The organism is Spiroplasma endosymbiont of Sarcophaga carnaria, assembly GCF_964019595.1.
GTDB classification, from domain to species: domain Bacteria; phylum Bacillota_I; class Bacilli_A; order Mycoplasmatales; family Mycoplasmataceae; genus Spiroplasma; species Spiroplasma poulsonii.
The window spans coordinates 1,206,880-1,225,217 of the sequence record NZ_OZ026456.1; the positions used below are offsets into that span (position 1 = coordinate 1,206,880).

At 30.1% G+C, this 18,338-nt stretch carries 18 protein-coding genes; 17 read left to right on the forward strand and 1 reads right to left on the reverse strand.

All coding sequences use genetic code 4. The features are described from left to right. The first annotated feature begins 2 nt into the window (after nt 1-2). From AACK91_RS06915 to AACK91_RS06960, 10 genes are all read left to right on the forward strand, one after another. Entirely contained in the window at nt 3-989 is a 987-nt protein-coding gene (locus AACK91_RS06915) for a lipoate--protein ligase (protein ID WP_338965437.1), read from the forward strand. A gap of 35 nt (nt 990-1,024) precedes the next feature. Further along, on the forward strand, nt 1,025-2,128 hold the full coding sequence (gene pdhA / locus AACK91_RS06920) for a pyruvate dehydrogenase (acetyl-transferring) E1 component subunit alpha (RefSeq protein ID WP_419335384.1): 1,104 nt from the start codon (nt 1,025-1,027) through the stop codon (nt 2,126-2,128). Further along, the gene (locus AACK91_RS06925) at nt 2,128-3,117 is read left to right on the forward strand and encodes an alpha-ketoacid dehydrogenase subunit beta (RefSeq protein WP_338965440.1); all 990 of its coding nucleotides are present in this window, start codon (nt 2,128-2,130) and stop codon (nt 3,115-3,117) included. Before pdhA ends, AACK91_RS06925 begins: the two co-directional genes overlap by 1 nt. Before the next feature lie 18 nt (nt 3,118-3,135). Further along, nucleotides 3,136-4,413 carry a dihydrolipoamide acetyltransferase family protein gene (locus tag AACK91_RS06930; protein ID WP_338965442.1) on the forward strand — a complete coding sequence of 426 codons (1,278 nt, stop codon included), beginning with the start codon at nt 3,136-3,138 and terminating at the stop codon, nt 4,411-4,413. A 16-nt stretch (nt 4,414-4,429) separates the two neighbouring features. Next, entirely contained in the window at nt 4,430-5,815 is a 1,386-nt protein-coding gene (gene lpdA / locus AACK91_RS06935; RefSeq protein WP_338965443.1) for a dihydrolipoyl dehydrogenase, read from the forward strand. A gap of 144 nt (nt 5,816-5,959) precedes the next feature. After that, complete coding sequence (locus AACK91_RS06940; protein ID WP_338965444.1) at nt 5,960-8,008, forward strand: hypothetical protein; 2,049 nt, start codon at nt 5,960-5,962, stop codon at nt 8,006-8,008. 58 nt (nt 8,009-8,066) lie between these two features. Further along, nucleotides 8,067-10,274 carry a hypothetical protein gene (locus tag AACK91_RS06945; RefSeq protein WP_338965446.1) on the forward strand — a complete coding sequence of 736 codons (2,208 nt, stop codon included), beginning with the start codon at nt 8,067-8,069 and terminating at the stop codon, nt 10,272-10,274. 112 nt (nt 10,275-10,386) lie between these two features. Next, nucleotides 10,387-10,971, forward strand: a complete 585-nt coding sequence (locus tag AACK91_RS06950) for a hypothetical protein (RefSeq protein ID WP_338965448.1) — start codon at nt 10,387-10,389, stop codon at nt 10,969-10,971. A gap of 11 nt (nt 10,972-10,982) precedes the next feature. Continuing rightward, entirely contained in the window at nt 10,983-11,738 is a 756-nt protein-coding gene (locus AACK91_RS06955; RefSeq protein WP_338965450.1) for a hypothetical protein, read from the forward strand. 12 nt (nt 11,739-11,750) lie between these two features. Further along, nucleotides 11,751-12,134 carry a hypothetical protein gene (locus AACK91_RS06960; RefSeq protein ID WP_338965451.1) on the forward strand — a complete coding sequence of 128 codons (384 nt, stop codon included), beginning with the start codon at nt 11,751-11,753 and terminating at the stop codon, nt 12,132-12,134. 94 nt (nt 12,135-12,228) lie between these two features. On the opposite strand, the gene AACK91_RS06965 is transcribed toward AACK91_RS06960, so the two are convergent. Further along, nucleotides 12,229-13,191, reverse strand: coding sequence for an IS1/IS1595 family N-terminal zinc-binding domain-containing protein (locus AACK91_RS06965; RefSeq protein ID WP_338963247.1), 963 nt, complete (start codon nt 13,189-13,191; stop codon nt 12,229-12,231). 91 nt (nt 13,192-13,282) lie between these two features. Between AACK91_RS06965 and AACK91_RS06970 the strand changes: the two genes are divergently transcribed. The 7 genes from AACK91_RS06970 (at nt 13,283) to AACK91_RS07000 (ending at nt 18,327) form a co-directional block, all read left to right on the forward strand. Then, nucleotides 13,283-13,654 carry a hypothetical protein gene (locus AACK91_RS06970; protein ID WP_338965453.1) on the forward strand — a complete coding sequence of 124 codons (372 nt, stop codon included), beginning with the start codon at nt 13,283-13,285 and terminating at the stop codon, nt 13,652-13,654. 72 nt (nt 13,655-13,726) lie between these two features. Further along, complete coding sequence (locus tag AACK91_RS06975; RefSeq protein WP_338965455.1) at nt 13,727-14,293, forward strand: hypothetical protein; 567 nt, start codon at nt 13,727-13,729, stop codon at nt 14,291-14,293. Between the two features lie 120 nt (nt 14,294-14,413). After that, nucleotides 14,414-14,812: a hypothetical protein gene (locus AACK91_RS06980; RefSeq protein WP_338965456.1), complete on the forward strand. Its 399-nt coding sequence runs from the start codon at nt 14,414-14,416 to the stop codon at nt 14,810-14,812. Between the two features lie 8 nt (nt 14,813-14,820). Continuing rightward, nucleotides 14,821-15,099 (forward strand): hypothetical protein, encoded by a 279-nt coding sequence (locus AACK91_RS06985; protein WP_338965457.1) that lies wholly within the window; start codon nt 14,821-14,823, stop codon nt 15,097-15,099. Beyond that, nucleotides 15,039-16,421 (forward strand): hypothetical protein, encoded by a 1,383-nt coding sequence (locus tag AACK91_RS06990; RefSeq protein WP_338965458.1) that lies wholly within the window; start codon nt 15,039-15,041, stop codon nt 16,419-16,421. The genes AACK91_RS06985 and AACK91_RS06990 overlap by 61 nt, the downstream gene beginning before the upstream one ends. 96 nt (nt 16,422-16,517) lie before the next feature. Further along, the gene (locus tag AACK91_RS06995) at nt 16,518-17,480 is read left to right on the forward strand and encodes an IS1/IS1595 family N-terminal zinc-binding domain-containing protein (RefSeq protein ID WP_338963247.1); all 963 of its coding nucleotides are present in this window, start codon (nt 16,518-16,520) and stop codon (nt 17,478-17,480) included. A 178-nt stretch (nt 17,481-17,658) separates the two neighbouring features. After that, nucleotides 17,659-18,327, forward strand: a complete 669-nt coding sequence (locus tag AACK91_RS07000; protein ID WP_338965459.1) for a hypothetical protein — start codon at nt 17,659-17,661, stop codon at nt 18,325-18,327. The last annotated feature ends 11 nt before the right edge of the window (nt 18,328-18,338 follow it).

An 18,338-nucleotide genomic window follows, 5' to 3' on the forward strand; every position in this document is an offset into this window, starting at 1 on the left:
CTATGATCTGTTTTAAAAATCCTTCTACGGATGTCTATTTTAATTTGGCTTTAGATGAATATCTCTTAAAAAGTGAAATTAAGGACAATATTTTCTTTTTGTGAAAAAACTCGAATACAATTGTAATTGGTCGTAACCAAAATACAATTGAAGAAATTAATTTACAAGCAGTTGAGACTGATAAAGTAAATGTTGTTAGACGTATTACTGGGGGAGGATCTGTTTATCAAGATGATGGAAATCTATGTTTTTCCATCATTGTTGATAAAGATGATGAAATCGCGAAAAATTATGAAAGTATTTTGCAACCTATTATCAATGTTTTACAAAAGCTTGGTTTAAATGCTAAGTTTGCTGGTAAAAATGATATTGAAATTAATGGTAAAAAAATTTCTGGAAATGCTCAAATAAAATATAAAAATCGCTTATTACATCATGGAACATTTTTGTTTGATGTTGATTTAAGCAAGATGCAAAAATATTTGAATGTTGATCAGAGTAAAATTGTTTCAAAAGGAATTAAATCAATTCCAGCGCGAGTAACAAATATTCGCCCATTGTTAGAAACAGATATTACAATTGATCAGTTTATGGATTTTATTACAAAAGAACTATTAGCCCAAGGAAAAACAGTGGTTGATTTACCGCCCGATATTATTGCTGCTGCTAATAAATTAGCGGATGAAAAATATCGAACATGAAACTGAAATTTTGGTAATTCACCAGAATTTAGTTATCAAAATAAAATCCGTTATGAAGGAAAAGGAACTGTTGATGTTCGTTTAAGTGTTAATGAAGGAAAAATCACAAATATTAAATTTTATGGTGACTTTTTAGGTTCAGGTGGAACAGATCACCTTGAAACGCTTCTAACAGGTTGCGAATATAGTCCGGACAAAATTACAAAAGAATTATTAAAAATTAATATTAAAGAAATTTTTGGAGAGAAATTTGAAACACAAGAAATCTTAGATGTTATTTTTAATTAAAAACTTATAGAGAAACAGAAAGGATGGAATTAAAAATGTATTTTGACAAGTTTAATTCGTTAAAAAATGAAATGCTTCAAATTATGGATGAAACAGGAAAAATTGTTAAACCAGACTTGATGCCAAAAATTAGCGATGATGAAGTTTTAACCGCGTATAAATTAATGTGTTTATCTCGTCGCCAAGATGATTTTCAAAATAAAATTCAACGTCAAGGGCGAATGTTATCATTTTTATCTTCGACGGGGCAAGAAGCAACTGAAGTAGCATATGGAATGCAAATCATTAAAGGAAAAGATTGATTTTCTTCAGCTTACCGAAATAATGCTGCTTGATTAGCAAGTGGTGTGCCAATGCGAAACATTATGTTATATTGATGTGGAAATGAAATGGGGAGTAAAATGCCAGAAGGAATCAATACTTTGCCAGTAAATATTCCAATTGCAACACAATATTCCCATGCAACTGGTTTAGCATTTGCCGAAAAGTATAATAAACGTGATGGTGTTGCTATTACAACCACTGGTGATGGAGGTACATCAGAAGGAGAATTCTATGAGGCAATTAACTTTGCGCAATTATATGAAGTTCCAGCGATCTTTATTGTTGAAAATAACCAATATGCTATTTCAACACCACGCCGAAAAGCAACAAAAGCAATTAACTTTGCTGTTAAAGGAGTTGGTGTTGGAATGCGTAATATTTTAGTTGATGGAAATGATTTTTTTGCTGTTTATGGTGCCGTTCAAGAAGCAATTAGTCTTGCTCGTAAGGGCGAAGGACCATCATTAATTGAATGTAATACATATCGTTTAGGAGCTCACTCATCAGCTGATGACCCAAAAGTTTATCGTGATGAAAAATTACACGAAGAAGCCTTAAAAAAAGATCCTCTAATTCGTTTAAAAGCATACTTAATTGCAAAGAAAAAATGATCAGAAAAAGAACAAGAAGCATTAGATGCTGAGCAGGATAAATTTATTAAAGGTGAATTTGCTTGAGTTGAAGAAAACAATAATGTTTCAATCCGTGATATTTTTGCTTACACATATGCTGAAATGCCAAAATTTTTAGAAGAACAATATCAAGAAGCAGAGGCATTCTTTGCAAAATATTCAATTAAAGGAGGACATCACTAATGCCAGTTGTAAATAATATTCAAGCATTAACACATGCTTTAGATCTAGCAATGGAAAAACATCAAAATGTTGTTTTGTATGGAGAAGACGCTGGTTTTGAAGGCGGAGTTTTTCGAGCAACAGTTGGATTACAAGAAAAATATGGTGAAGACCGTTGTTTTGATGCGCCAATTGCTGAGGCAACTTTAGTTGGAAGTGCGGTTGGAATGGCAATTAATGGGATGAAACCAATTGTTGAAATGCAATTTGAAGGATTTTCATATCCTGCTTTACAACAACTTTTCACTCATGTTGCTCGTATGCGTAATCGTTCACGTGGGCGTTTCACTTGTCCCCTAATTGTTCGTATGCCAATGGGGGGAGGAATTCGTGCGTTAGAACACCACTCTGAAGCAATGGAAGCAATGTTTTCACATAATCCAGGATTAAAAGTGATTATTCCTTCAAGTCCATATGATATGAAAGGATTATTATTAGCGGCTGTTGAATCACCAGATCCAGTAATCTTTTTAGAACCAACAAAAATTTATCGTGCCTTTAAACAAGAAATTCCTGATGAATATTATACTTTACCAATTGGTGAAGGTTATAAAATTCAAGAAGGTGATGATTTAACAATTGTTACTTATGGGGCACAGGTTGGTGACTGTGAAAAAGCATTGGCCCAACTAAAAGAAGAAGGAGTCAATGTTAATGTTGATCTAATTGATTTACGAACAATTCAACCATGAGATTGTGATATGGTTATTGAATCAGTTAAAAAAACTGGTCGTATTTTAGTTGTTCATGAAGCAGTTCGTTCATTTTCAGTTGCCTCAGAAGTAATTACAATCGTTAATGAAAATTGTTTTGAATATTTAAGAGCCCCCGCTGGACGGGTAACAGGTTATGATATTATTATTCCGTTTGATCGTGGAGAACATTATCATCAACCATCAGTACAAAAAATTGCTGTTAAAATTAAAGAATTAATTAACTACCAATTTTAGAGAGGAGTTGTAAGAAAAATGGTTAAATTTAAATTTGCAGATATCGGAGAAGGATTAACTGAAGGAAAAGTTGCTAATATTATGATTAAAGTTGGCGACAAAATTAAAGATGGAGATGAAATGTTTGCTGTTGAAACAGATAAAGTTAATACAGAAATTTATTCTCCATGTGATGGCGTTGTTAGCAAGATTAATATGAATGTTGGTGACACAATTTACGTTGGTGATGTTGTGGTTGAAATTGATGATGGTGGTGCAGATAGCACTGATACCGCCCCAGCACAACCAGCCTCAGCCCCAGTAGAAGAAGAAAAAGCAGCCGGGGTAGTTGGTGCTGTGCCAATTTCAAATACTGTTTTAGCTCCCCGTCATTTACCAAATAGTAATAATATTAATAGTGGTAATAACAGCAATGTTTTATCAACACCGCTTGTGCGAAAAATGGCGGCTGATTTAAAAATTGATTTAACAAAAATTCAAGGATCAGGGTCAAATGGTAAAATTATGAAAGCTGATTTAGCACAGGGTAATAGCGCCTCACCAACTGGTCCATCATTATCAGCAATGCCAATTGAAATTCCAAAAATTACGGCAACGGGAGCTGTTCGTCGTGAACCAATGTCACCAATTCGTAAGGCAATTGCTAAACAAATGACATTATCAAAAACAGTTATTGCAGAAACAACATTAATGAAAAATATTGATGTTACAAAATTAATTGAAATTAGAACGCAATTAAAAGGACAAGCAGAAAAGCAAGGCGTTAAATTAACTTATATGCCCTTCTTTATGAAGGCATGTGCCGTTGCGTTAAAAGATTTTCCAATTTTAAATTCGTCATACGATCAAGAACAACAAGAAATTATTTTTAAAGATTACTATAATATTGGGATGGCAACTGATACCCCAACAGGATTAATGGTTCCCGTTGTGAAAGGTGTTGATCAATTAAATGTTATGCAAATTGCAAAAATGGTTAATGATTTAGCATCAAAAACACGTGAACGTAAATTAAAACCAGATGAAATGAAAGATGGAACTTTCACAATTACAAATTTTGGGTCAGCTGGAATTGAACTAGCAACACCAGTTATTAACTTCCCAGAAGTTGCAATTTTAGGAGTTGGAATTATTAAAAAAACACCAGTTATTAATAGCAACAATGAAGTTGAAGTTAGTTCAATCTTACCATTGTCATTAACAATTGATCATCGTTTAATTGATGGTGCTGATGGTGGACGCTTTTTAGCACGAGTAACTGAATTATTAGAATCACCAGCTTTATTATTATTGTAAGAGAAGAGGTTATGAGATGGAAAATAAATATGATGTAATTGTTGTCGGAGCTGGTCCAGGTGGATATGTTGCGGCAATTAAAGCAGCCCAAGAAGGTTTAAAAACATTAATTATTGAAAAAGAATATTATGGTGGTGTTTGTCTAAATGTTGGTTGTATTCCAACAAAAGCGTTATTAAAAAGTAGTAAAGTTTACGATTTAATTGGTCATGCTGATACTTATGGAATTGATATTTCAAAAATGACAGAAGTTGCCCCAAATTGAGTAAAAATGCAAGAACGCAAAGCAAAAGTAGTAACACAATTAACAAAAGGGGTTGAATTCTTATTGAAAAAAAATAAGGTTGACCTAGTTAAGGGTGAAGCGAAAGCAATTGATAAAAACACAATTGAAGTAGCAGGAAAACGCTATACATGTACAAATTTAATTATTGCAACAGGAAGTGTTTCACGTAATTTACCATTACCAGGCTTTGAACAAGCAGAAAAAGATGGTTATGTTATTTCATCAACCGAAGCTTTATCATTACCAAAAATTCCAAAAAAATTGGCAATTATTGGTGGTGGTGTTATTGGAATTGAATTTGCTTGTTTATACCGTCGTTTAGGAACAGAAGTAACAATTTTACAAGGTTTAGATACAATTTTAGAAATGTTAGATAAAGATATTCGTGAAGAATTAACAAAACTATTAATTAAAAATAAAGTTAAAATTGAAACATCTGTTAAAATTAAAGAAATTAAAGGTAAAACCGTCATTTATGATAATAGTGAAGGAAAAGAAGTTAAGTTAGCAACTGATTATTGTTTAGTATCGGTTGGTCGTGTCCCTGTTACAACCGGTTTTGAAAATATCGGGTTAAAAATTGGTGAACGAAAAAATATTGAAGTTGATGATCAATGTCGTACTAATTTACCAGGCGTTTATGCAATTGGGGATGTTGTTGGAAGAGCAATGTTAGCCCATGTTGCTTCATCACAAGGTCTTTTAGTAATTGATAATATTAAGGGAAAAAATGAAAAAATGAATTATAATCGCATTCCATCATGTATTTATTCATTTCCAGAAGTTGCAACCGTTGGAATCACCGAAGAACAAGCAATTAAAGATAAAATCGCTTATAAAGCTTTTAAATTTCCGTTATCAGCGAATGGAAAAGCACTAGCAGATGGTGAAACCGATGGGTTTGTTAAAATTTTATGTGAACCTAAATACGGTGAAATTTTAGGGGCCCATATTATTGCGGCAACAGCAACGGATATGATTTCAGAAATTACTGTTTGTATGGAAACAGAAGGAACAATCCATGAATTTGGAAAAGCGATTCATCCGCACCCAACTTTATCAGAAGTTTTAATGGAAGTTGCGCACTGTTTAGAAGGACATGCCATTCATATTTAAAGTTACAAAAAGTAACTTTTTTTATATTAATTAATTGTAAAAAATCTAATCTAATCTTTAATTGCATTTATTCTTAATTTTGCTATAATGAGTCCATATTAGAGAGCACGTAGGTTATATAAAGGGGAATTAAGGAAGAAACTAATGGCAAAAAAACCAGGAAGTTGAGATAAACTTAATAAATTAACGAAAAACGTTACTGTTGCTTCGCGAAAAAGAGGGTGAATTGCGGCAATTTGTGCATTGTTATATATCGCAGTTTTAATTCCGTCGGCTTATTTTGCGGTGTCATTTTTAGCGAAAATCTTAAGTTATGGGGGAATTCAAACGGATGGTCCTTTACCAGACTTTGAGGCAGGGGATTATTTTCAAGTTAATTTTGCTAAAACTGAACTACGGGATAATACTAAAAAAACTCCTGTTTTTGCAACATATGAACTGCCACCTGATCCAACAACTGGCTGTGTTGCACAAACACGAGTTCAAGCGACATCATTACGATTAGAATATGCTTATAATTATATTTTTGCAAATGCCCCAAAAATGTATATTGCGAATAATATCTTTTTTAAAGGAAAATATGGTGATGTTAACCAAATTCAAATTTTAAATATTTACGCTAATCCGCAAGGAACAAAATCATTAGGACTTGCTGATGTTCAACAAAATAAGTTAAATTTAATGGAAAATATGTTGTATTTAAAAATTAAATATAAAGGTGAAGAACAATCAACATTAATTTGAATGCCAACGCTTTTTGTTGGAATTGAAGGATTTTTATCAAACTTTTTAAATTTTAAAACAGCAGAAACAATGAACAAGGATAAACCTGACCCAACAATTTGAGAAAATCAGACAAAAATTCTTGGTAGTCAAGCAAATAATATTATGTTAAATGGAAGCAATAATAGTTTAACTTTAGATGATGAAGTTTATGCGGCTTATAAAACAAAATTTGCTGCTTTTTACAACGAAAATAAAGGGACAGATAAAGAATTTATTGGTGATTATAATCCATACAGTAATTTTGCCATTTCAAGTGTTAATCCACAAGATCAAATTTTACCAGGGGTATTTTTTGATAGTGTTGGCTATATGTTTGATATGAATCGAGTGATTCAATCAGCACAACAAAATAATCCTGATTTTAGCGGATCACTAGCAAAAAAAGACATTAATATTGGAGGTCAATACATTCCGCAATTATTAATTTTCTTAATTAATGTTTTAGAAACATCAGAAAACCGGGGGTTAGTTTTACCCGAAGATTTAGTACCAAATGATTGAAAAGATTGATATCAATTAATTCAACCGAAACGATTAGACGTCACTAAACCAGAACAATTTTATTTTATGTTCTTGCCAAAAGATGAAACAATTCAAAATATCATTGGTAATCGTTTACGCAATCAGGTAACAGATGTCTTAAGCGGGAAAGAGACACTAGCAACTGCTGTTAAAGATTTACAACGTGATGTTTTGAGCAATCCTAATGATTCAAAATATAAATGGGTTTATGATTGAAATATTTTACCATTTCAATCATATGGTTTTATTGAAAAAAGTGATTATACTGTCATTAAACGAACAATTCAAGAAAATAAAAATTTAGTAATTTATTTTCTTGGTAATTCTTTGCCAGGAACAGAATTTGTCACAATTGACCAACCATCATTACACTCAGTCACTAATTTAGTTCATCCAGGAAATGTTGATGCGTATACCATTGATGATCCTCAAAAACGAAATACATTATTTACAAAATATTGAAGTGCTAACTTATATGGAGCAACAACAACACTAAATCAAATTAATATTGATGTAAGAAATATTAGTCTTGATCAAAAGGCATTTGAAACAATGTTGATGAATCAAATTATTGACCAAACATGAGCGTTTATCAAAAATATTGCCCAAGTAGCAGGAAATAAATTAAATATTATTAATGGTATTTCAAAAGCACAATATGAAACAACTTTCAAAAAGGATTATCAAACAACATTTACCCCAGTTAATAATTATCATAGTAGTGTTGGCACATTCCTTGAATGATTTAATACCATTCTTGCTAATGATGAAACTCGTTATAGTCTTTTTACGGTCCTTGATATTAAATTAGCATTACAAGTAGGTGGGAATATCCCAGAGAGTTTAAAGGCGGTCACTTTCCGCTTTAACATTAATTATCAATAAGATAATAAACAGTGTATAATTATACTAGTAAATACTTAGGGAAGGAGAGATGTTCTCAATGCGAAAAATTTTAGCACTTTTAATAGCAACTGTTTTGGTAAGTAGTTCAACAGCCAGTGCAATAGAATGTGGAACACCTTCACCTTCAAAAATTAATGGAAAAGAAAATCTTGCGACAGAATTTACTTTGACAAATAATGTCATTGTTACTGATGACAATATTCCTGTTCTTGATTCAATTTTTGAGCAAGCAAAAACAGAACAACGAATTGCTTCAACTTTGACAGTAGATATTTTTACTGTTACTGATTCTGCAAATTTGGAAAAACCGGTTAATGATAACACTCCACAAGAGGGTTATGTTGTTTTAACAGTTCGTGATGATAATGATATTCCGTATATTGGTTCAATTATTATTCATTTTACTGTTATTAAAACAGCATCAATTGACCTTAGCCAAACGATTCAGTTAAAAGATCTTTGGGATATTACAAAATATGATTCAATTAATGATTTATACCAAGATATTTGAAAAGTAGCAGTTAATGATTTGCAACCAGATACACCAAAGAGTTACGATACGTACGATATGTCAGGGTTTAATATACCACCGGTAACTTTTAACCAAAAATTAGATGTTGAAATGCAGGCCGCTTATAATGGTAAAGCGAATACACCAACTGCAATGTATAGTGGAACAATTGTTATTAAGTTAGCGGTCATTAGTTATCGTGCGCAAGTTAACTTAAAATTACAACAAAATAACTTACCACCAGATGCACTATATGATTTAGTTTGAACAGAAGTTAAAAAATATTTTGCCACTGATGCAAGAGTTTCAAATGATCGAAATGACTATTTAATTGACTGAAATAGTGTGACAGAACCCCCAGTTGGAGAAGCTGTTTATTTATACTTTTTAGCAACGCCAAAAGATGAGAATGCACACCATTATATTCGTGTTGTTGGAGGTGTTACTAAAGATCCAATATTGTTACCACCAACAATAAAACTAACGGTGCCAGTTGTTGTAACGCAAAGAGAACGTCCAAATGTTAATAAAGATTACATCTGGGCGATGGCAATGCAAGAAGCAAACTTAGTAAATGGACCAGAACTAAAAGACTTTGATGTAACGAGTTGAACGACAACTTTAAATCAAAATTGACCTAGCATTGGTGGGTCAAGAGTTGTGACATTAAATGCAATTAACCTTAATACAAATCCAATGTTTAAAGGTGATGTTGCAATTGAAGTTGAGTTAATTAATCAAGGAACGGCTATTAGTTTATTACCAGTTGATTCAATTTTATTAGTTCGTCAAGATCATCATACTGTTGATTCGGTGCTAAATTTAGTTTGAAATAATGTTATTAATACCCCAGAATGAGGTCCTAGTTTATCAAACCAATTAAGTAATTTTAGAATTGAACGAAAAGACGATTTAAAACGAGCATTAGAAGCAACCGAGCGTAATGGTGATTGAGCAACTTATGTTATTTCAATTCTTGGTAATCAAGAAGATGGATCAGGGCGTGATGTTGATGTTCTTGTTCAAGGAAAAATTAAAATGATTGATAATCCAATAACAGTTGATTTACCAATTGATTTAACAAGTAAAAATTATCGTTTTAATGCAACAAAATTAGAGACATGAAAAGAACGGGGATCTTATTTTAAACATCAAATTTGAAAAGACGTTATTAAACAACCACCATTTGTTGATCAGAACGAACTTACTTTTGGGATTTCCAAAAATGAAGCTGATTGAAATGTAACAGAATTAGGAACACTGATTGGTGAAGCGATTAAAAATTATGACCCTAATACAGCAAAAGACATTTCTTTACAATTCGATCTGATGTTATTAAATCCAACAAATTATGGTGGTAAAATAACACTTGATTTTAAATTAACACCAGGAATACCAACTGCTTTTGGAGATATTGATTTAACTAATAAAGTAGAACCAATTTTTGTTCGTAAGTTACCAGCAACTGAAGACGAGAAAACTGCTTTGTTGGTAAAAATTATGGAAACATTATTAGATCAAAGCATTACAAAAAATCCTGCTTTACATAATAAGTATCCAAATGTACCATTAGATTTAAATGTGTATAATGCCTTTACAAATGAAGTTTTAAACCAACTAGTCTTGCCGATAGCAACAGATTCTATTAAGGAATCAATTATTACAATTCAGCTAAATATTCCGGTATTTGAAGGAACAGTTAAACTTAAAGTAAAACTTATTTATCAACCATAAAAAATTCTTCTAAGCTAGAAGAATTTTTTTATTTTTAGGGGATAGTATTTTTTGAAGAAAATGCTATAATCATTGTAAATAAAAGGGAAAGTAGTAATTTTGGGTGATATTGATGAGCAAACAGGACAAATGAACGATAAAAGCAAGTTCGCAAGAACAAGATATTCGTTTAACACGAATGTATTTTAATAATGCAATGGAAATTGTTGGCCGTATTTTGATTTTACTTGGTCAAGGAATTATGCTGGGGGTGATTATCATTGTGTCAGCCTCATTAGCAATGATTGCAACTAGTAAGATTCCAATTCCAGCTGTTTTTAATAATTTTGGTGTTGCTGATGGTGTTTTTCGTGGGATGACAATTATGCTTGCTTTGTTAGGCATTATCTTTTCGTTAGTTTTTGTTATTCCAACGTTAATTGTTCGTAATATTAAAACAATAAAATTAACAGGAATTATTTTTATTACCTTAGGGTCTTTCTTTACTTTATTAATGTTAGCAATAAGTGTTGTTGCTTATCTTTATATTCCAGTGCGCTTAAATTTCCCGGGTGTTATTATGGCTGGAGTTTGTGCATTAGTTTTGTTTTGAGGGAGTTTTTTATTATGACTTTCAGCATGACAACAACAAAAACGGATTAATATTGCAATGGCGGAAAGTTTAGATTTTAGATCACAGTTAAAAGTGGTTGAGTAGGAAGGTGTCAAATGAAAAAAGAGAAAACAATATTGTCAAAAGGTGAGACCGCATCAGAAATGGTTCAGACAATTCAATTTGTGGAAGATAATCGCCCAGCGTCATTAAAAAGTTTGGACAAAACGGTGGTGGATAAAACAGTTAAATCATTAGGTGAGTATGAATTAAAACGCAAAAAACAAAATAAACCTTTGCCTTATCATTATAACGTTGATGCAACTAAATATTATTTTGCAACAAAAGGAGAAACTTTAGCCCGCATAATGATTATTTTTGGGCAATTAATGTTAATTGTTGTTTCATTGGTATATATTCCAACTTTAAGTCAAGTTATTGCCCAATTTCTGATGTCTTTGGTTTCAAAATTAAACACTTCTTTTACGGGGCCAATTGTGGCAATTGGACAACCAATTGTTATTGCCTTAATTATTTTCTTATCAATTGCCTGAGTATCAACATTCTTTTTCTTAACAATTCCAATTTTAACGGCTCAGACCTTACGAACTGTTCACATTTGAACAATTATCGTAAGCATTGTTGGCAACATTAATTTTATAATTGTTTTTTTAATTGCGGTCCTACAAGTGCTTTATATTAAAGGTTCGGTTGCTGGATTAAATATTAACCCATTTATTTTACGAGGAATCATTCTTGCTGCTTTTGTTTGTTTTGCAATTGGATGTATGGCTTTACAAAATAACTGTAAGAAATATCAACGAAAAGTTGAAAATGAATTAGCAAATCAAATTCGTGCAACAAGAGGATAAGGAGAGATTAGGATGTTAACAAAAATTAGTTCAAAACGCGATGAATTAGCATTACAATGAAACACTCGAGTTGAAGTTGCAACACGGTTATTAATCATTGGTTTTTCTATTTTAGGTACTTTTATGGGTTATTTTATTAGTGCTGGTTGTGCGATGGCTTACAATAATATCAAAAATTTAACGGGAGTTATTTTACATCGAACTTATGAAATTCATTATATTATTGCTGTTGTAATTGGCCTTGTTTGTGCCTTCTTTTTCTTTTGTTTTATTGGTTTGCCCTATCTTAAATTAAAAAGAGCGGCAAGTTTTAAAAGTTGAATTATTATTTCCACTGTTTTTGCCATCATATATTATACAGTTTGTTTTATTTTAACAGTTACTTATATTCTTTAATTTTGTCGAAAACTCTTGATGAAATAAAAAAAATCATCAATATGACAATTTGAAAACTAATTTTGTGTAAGATTATGATTTTGCTTTAAATTTTTTAAACGTTAAAATATAATACCGTTGATTGTTGGTTTGGTGTTAAACCTTTGTGTTGGTATTTTCATTTTCAGAGCTTTAAATAATTTTGAATATTAGTGAAACCCAAACCATGATAATGAATTAAGGCTTCTTTAAGACTGGATTGTAATTTACTAATCTTATTTAACTTTTGATAACTAGTATCAGGGTTTGTACTAGTTTTGGTGGAATATAGAGTAGAATTTGTTTGTTTTGCTACTAATAAATATAGTGGTTGCATATCAGAAATAATTATTGATTTTTCTTTAATTAGTTGCTTATTCATATTTTCAATAATCCATTGTTTTTGTAATCTTTTGGTATTGGTGGATTGAACAAAAATATTATTATTGCTATCAACCGCCATTTGAATACAGCATTTGGTATCAGTTGAAAATGGATCGAGATGAGTTTTTCGTTTATCAAATTTATCTTTAAAATTGCCTTTATGAATTTCTTTAATAAATGTTTCATCCATTTGGATTTGACCATTTAATTTTTTAAATTTTAACTGTGTATTTTCTAATTGTTTTGATTGCATTAATTTTTGTCGATTATATCAAGCGGTTTTTGGGGTTGTTTTAATAAAACGAGAAATTATTTTACTAGATTGTCCTAACAATGAAATTTGAATTAATAAATTTCACTGTTCATAATTTAAATGACTTCAATAAGTAAAATGATGACGAAATGCATCAAAACTAGCACGACATTTTTTACATAAATATTTTTGTTTTCCTTCGGAATTATGACCATTTTTAACACAATGAAAAGATTTGCAATTAGGACATATAATGCCTTTATCTCTAAATTTTTGATCAATTTCATTTAAACGTTTTTGTTTTTTAATTAAGTCTGCTTGTTGTTTTATTTTTTCATAAAATTCTAAAAATTGATCATCTGTTAAGCTATTTATTAATTCTGTAATTATTTTTTTCATCATTTATTTACCTCTATATATTAAAAATATACCTAATTTTAGGTATATTTTATAAATATCAAGAGTTTTCGACAAAATTAAAGCTTATATTGGAATGTTTAATACAATTAATAATTATTTTATTGTTGCTTTTACTTTAATTAGTGTTTGTATTCTAGTGATTTTTCCTTCCTATGTTTTATTGTGACGAGAAGTTAAAAAACAATGAATTTTACGAAAAAAATTTGAATATTTAACAGATGAAACAAAAATTAAAAAAGTTGAAACAAAGTTAGTGACATTAGAACAAGAACGACAACATCTTGTTGAATTAGAAACAATTAAGTATAATAAAGAAAAATATAATTTAAATAATTTAAAAGAAAAAAAACAGCGGGTGTATGTTCAAAAACCAGTTTTAGAACAACAAGAAAAAAAGCAAGCAGGAAGAAAAAAAGAGTTTAAAGCAGATTTAAAAAATGATTAATGTGCATGGAAGGAAAGGCTATTAATGGTAAAATAAGATAAGACTAATAATATTTTAGAATCACCAGTACCAATGCGTCGAAAATTATCGCGAAAAACTAATTTAAAGATTTTTGCCATTATTGGAACAGTTGCGATTGCAGCTGGTCTAGGTGGTGTTATTTATTCTGTTGTTGCACCCTCTTCTTATCATAATAAAAATCCATGAGCTAATGCTACTTTGTTGGATGATAAAATTACTAGAATGATAAATCAACAATTATCAAAACCATTACTTGATCTTAATGGTGATCCAAGGCCAGAACATTTAGCGAGTTATGTTTCTTTTAATACTGGTGAAAAAGATGGGATTGATATTTATCCTAATTTAGATAATATTAAAATTATTCAAGAAATTTTTGCAAAAAACGATTGAATTAAAAATAATTTAAGTACTGTTGAAACAATGTTAAAAGGAACAGGGGCCACTTTGTCAGGAACTCGAATAATTTATCAAGGAAATCGATTGAATTTAATTTTACGACCAAAAATTTTAACTTATCCCTATAATAATGGTGATGATAAATACGGGTTAGTAACAGTTACTCCTGTTGATAAAGACCGCGGATTATTTACTTATAAAATTAGATTTGCTTTGTAACTAATTGGAACTGATAATGCTGGTTATTATGTTGATTTAGAGAAAACTTTTGATTATACATATGATACAACACAAGCGGCAGTACCAACATTATTAACTTTAAGTTAAATGTTAAATTTAATGAGTAATAGCAAAATTGTGACATTAGTTCAGAAATATGGCCTTGCGTTAGACACTAATAATGAAATAATTTTAAATGCACTTTTAACAGAATATTATCCAATCGCAAAGGCTGATAATAGTATTATTATTAATGAGCAAGTTGTTAATAAAAATGGAACTCCATTTGCAGCAATTACAGATAACCCTTCTGCAAGTAATTTAACATTAAATATTAAGTATAATGTTAAAAAATTTAATTCCTTACAACAATTTGGTGCTAGTCTTTTTGATTATCACAGTAATAATTACGGGGCAATTGCCAATATTTTTACCAAAATTGGAATTAAAATGCCAACCTTTGTTAATGTTAAAATAGTTATGATTTATATGATCGAAATACTGATCAAACATTTTTAAATGGCGTAATGCAAGATCAACGGGTTTATTCTTATCAAGGTTATATTAAAGAAATGGGATTAAGTTCTGATAATGTCTCTGATAATGTTAACTATGAAAATAATGATTTTAGTTCATATGTATGAGGTTCTGAACACCAAATTTTTTATAATGAAGTATTAATTCAGTTTTTAAATATTAATAATAATGGTTTGCCAGATAAAATTAACCGCGGGATCCAACAAAAATGTATTATGATCAACAAAGTTATACTGCTCGTTCCATTAATTATCAAGAATTTAACTTAGTTGCTAATGTTAAAGATGTGATTGAAAATATTAAATATGATGATTCAGAACAAGCAATTGATCTTCGTTTAACAAATAAGATTGATGCTATTAAATCAAGTTTAAAAAGTTATTTGTTAGAAAATTTAAATAATCAATATATTGATATTAACAAGATTGTTAAGGACATTACCGTTGGTGTTGGGATAAATCCCACAACAATTGTGGGAACAACTTTTACTAAACAACCGCCAATCAATGGAATGTTACGAGGAAATAATAATAATGTGTATCAAGATAAACTTTTAAGTTTTCCAAGCATTGTTATTAATGTGCAATTTTCATATGATGGAACGTTTAATAAACTTTATGATTTATCTTATGAATATGAACTTCCAACTAAAGTTGTGAAAGATCCATGGGGCGTTGATAAAAACAATCTTAATGTTTTACAATCAACTTTTGCTTTATCGAAAACATACACAACCTTGGATAGGGTGAAAGACCTATATAATGATTATCAACAAGCAATTTTTCAAGCTGCCAATGATTGAGATTATCGTAATCAAACGGGTAGTGGACAACCAGGTAATAATTATCCCGTTGAAAGTTCGCATAGTAATGCTTTTAATATTGCGGTAAATGAACTTAATGTTGGACGCTATAATAATACTAATTTGCGGGTAGGAACATATAATGCAATAATTACGGCAACGAAAGACTCATTAAATTATCAAGGCAGTTTTAAAACAGGGGTTATTCGGATTACAGCAGCACCAATTAGTGCCATTTCCTTGTCACAATTAGTGGTGGATAGTTCTTGGACCCAACAGCGTGCCTATCGTGAAATTAAAGCACAAATTCTAGCACGAGCACAAAGTAGGGGGTTAAATTTAAATTACTCTGATTTTAGCATTAGTGGTATTACAGAAAATAGTTTAATAAAATTAACAACCGGTCAAAAGACAATTACAATTACTGCCCTTGGCAATGATAATGTTGTAACGGGCATAACAACCTTTAATTTAACTGTGGAGCCTGTTTCAATTAATAAATATTACAATAAGATTAATCCTGGGCAGCAAAAATTTGGTAATTCGGTTCGAAATGTCGTAAGCACCATTATGAATCAACTAAAAGCAGCTATTAATAGGGGTGGTTATAATATTAATAATATTACTAATTATTTTACAATTGTTATTACGGATGGAAATGGCCGCCGATTAAATGATAGTAGTATTTTTCAAGTGTCAGGAAGATATTGGTATGATGCAGTAACAGCAACGGATGGTTCAAAATATTTTGATGGGATAATATCACGTGATTTTATTGTTGAAAAGTAGGAAAAATGTAATTTAACTTTAATTTTGTCGAAAACTCTTGATATTTATAAAATATACCTAAAATTAGGTATATTTTTAATATATAGAGGTAAATAAATGATGAAAAAAATAATTACAGAATTAATAAATAGCTTAACAGATGATCAATTTTTAGAATTTTATGAAAAAATAAAACAACAAGCAGACTTAATTAAAAAACAAAAACGTTTAAATGAAATTGATCAAAAATTTAGAGATAAAGGCATTATATGTCCTAATTGCAAATCTTTTCATTGTGTTAAAAATGGTCATAATTCCGAAGGAAAACAAAAATATTTATGTAAAAAATGTCGTGCTAGTTTTGATGCATTTCGTCATCATTTTACTTATTGAAGTCATTTAAATTATGAACAGTGAAATTTATTAATTCAAATTTCATTGTTAGGACAATCTAGTAAAATAATTTCTCGTTTTATTAAAACAACCCCAAAAACCGCTTGATATAATCGACAAAAATTAATGCAATCAAAACAATTAGAAAATACACAGTTAAAATTTAAAAAATTAAATGGTCAAATCCAAATGGATGAAACATTTATTAAAGAAATTCATAAAGGCAATTTTAAAGATAAATTTGATAAACGAAAAACTCATCTCGATCCATTTTCAACTGATACCAAATGCTGTATTCAAATGGCGGTTGATAGCAATAATAATATTTTTGTTCAATCCACCAATACCAAAAGATTACAAAAACAATGGATTATTGAAAATATGAATAAGCAACTAATTAAAGAAAAATCAATAATTATTTCTGATATGCAACCACTATATTTATTAGTAGCAAAACAAACAAATTCTACTCTATATTCCACCAAAACTAGTACAAACCCTGATACTAGTTATCAAAAGTTAAATAAGATTAGTAAATTACAATCCAGTCTTAAAGAAGCCTTAATTCATTATCATGGTTTGGGTTTCACTAATATTCAAAATTATTTAAAGCTCTGAAAATGAAAATACCAACACAAAGGTTTAACACCAAACCAACAATCAACGGTATTATATTTTAACGTTTAAAAAATTTAAAGCAAAATCATAATCTTACACAAAATTAGTTTTCAAATTGTCATATTGATGATTTTTTTTATTTCATCAAGAGTTTTCGACAAAATTAAAGTAATTTAATTGTTTAAATTTATGAAAAAATGCTAAAATAATAACAATATGGTTCATATGTAGCAAAAGGGGGTTCAAGATGAATAAAAATAAGCCAACATATGGAAATAAATTTCCTGATTTAGAACTGCTTGATACAGAGGAAGAACGACGAAAATACGAAGAAGAAGTTAAAGAATTATCAAAACAAGAACAAAAACGTTTTAGTTATATTTCACCAACCCAAAATAATGATTTTTCTCAACGTCGAATGTTTTGAGATAGTCCGTTAGAACGAGTTGGGCGTAGTTTTATTATTCTTGGGCAAGTGTTCGCAATTACTTTGGCATATTTTATTGGTAAAAAAGCAATATTAATTGCTTTAAGTAACTATGTTGATCCCAGTATTAAAGTTTTTGCCAATATTTATGTTAAGGATTTTTTAAGTTATGGATTTTTATTTATCACATTGTTATTTAGTTTATTATATTTTATTCCAATGGGAATGGCACGAACCGCGGGGGCGGTTTATGGGTGGGCAATTGCCTACATTATGTTAGTAATTTTGTACTTTTTATTTGTTGAAATTCTATGTGCGGCTTTATTAATTTTAGGTAGTATTAAAGCAAATACCTCAGAACCAGTTAGTCAATGATTATTAATATTTATTGTGTTAGTTTTAGTAATTACCTCAATTTGAATTGTTGGGGCATGTCTGTTAATTGTTAAATCAGATGATGTCAAACGAAAAATTAATTTAGAAGTTTAAGGAGTAAAGAA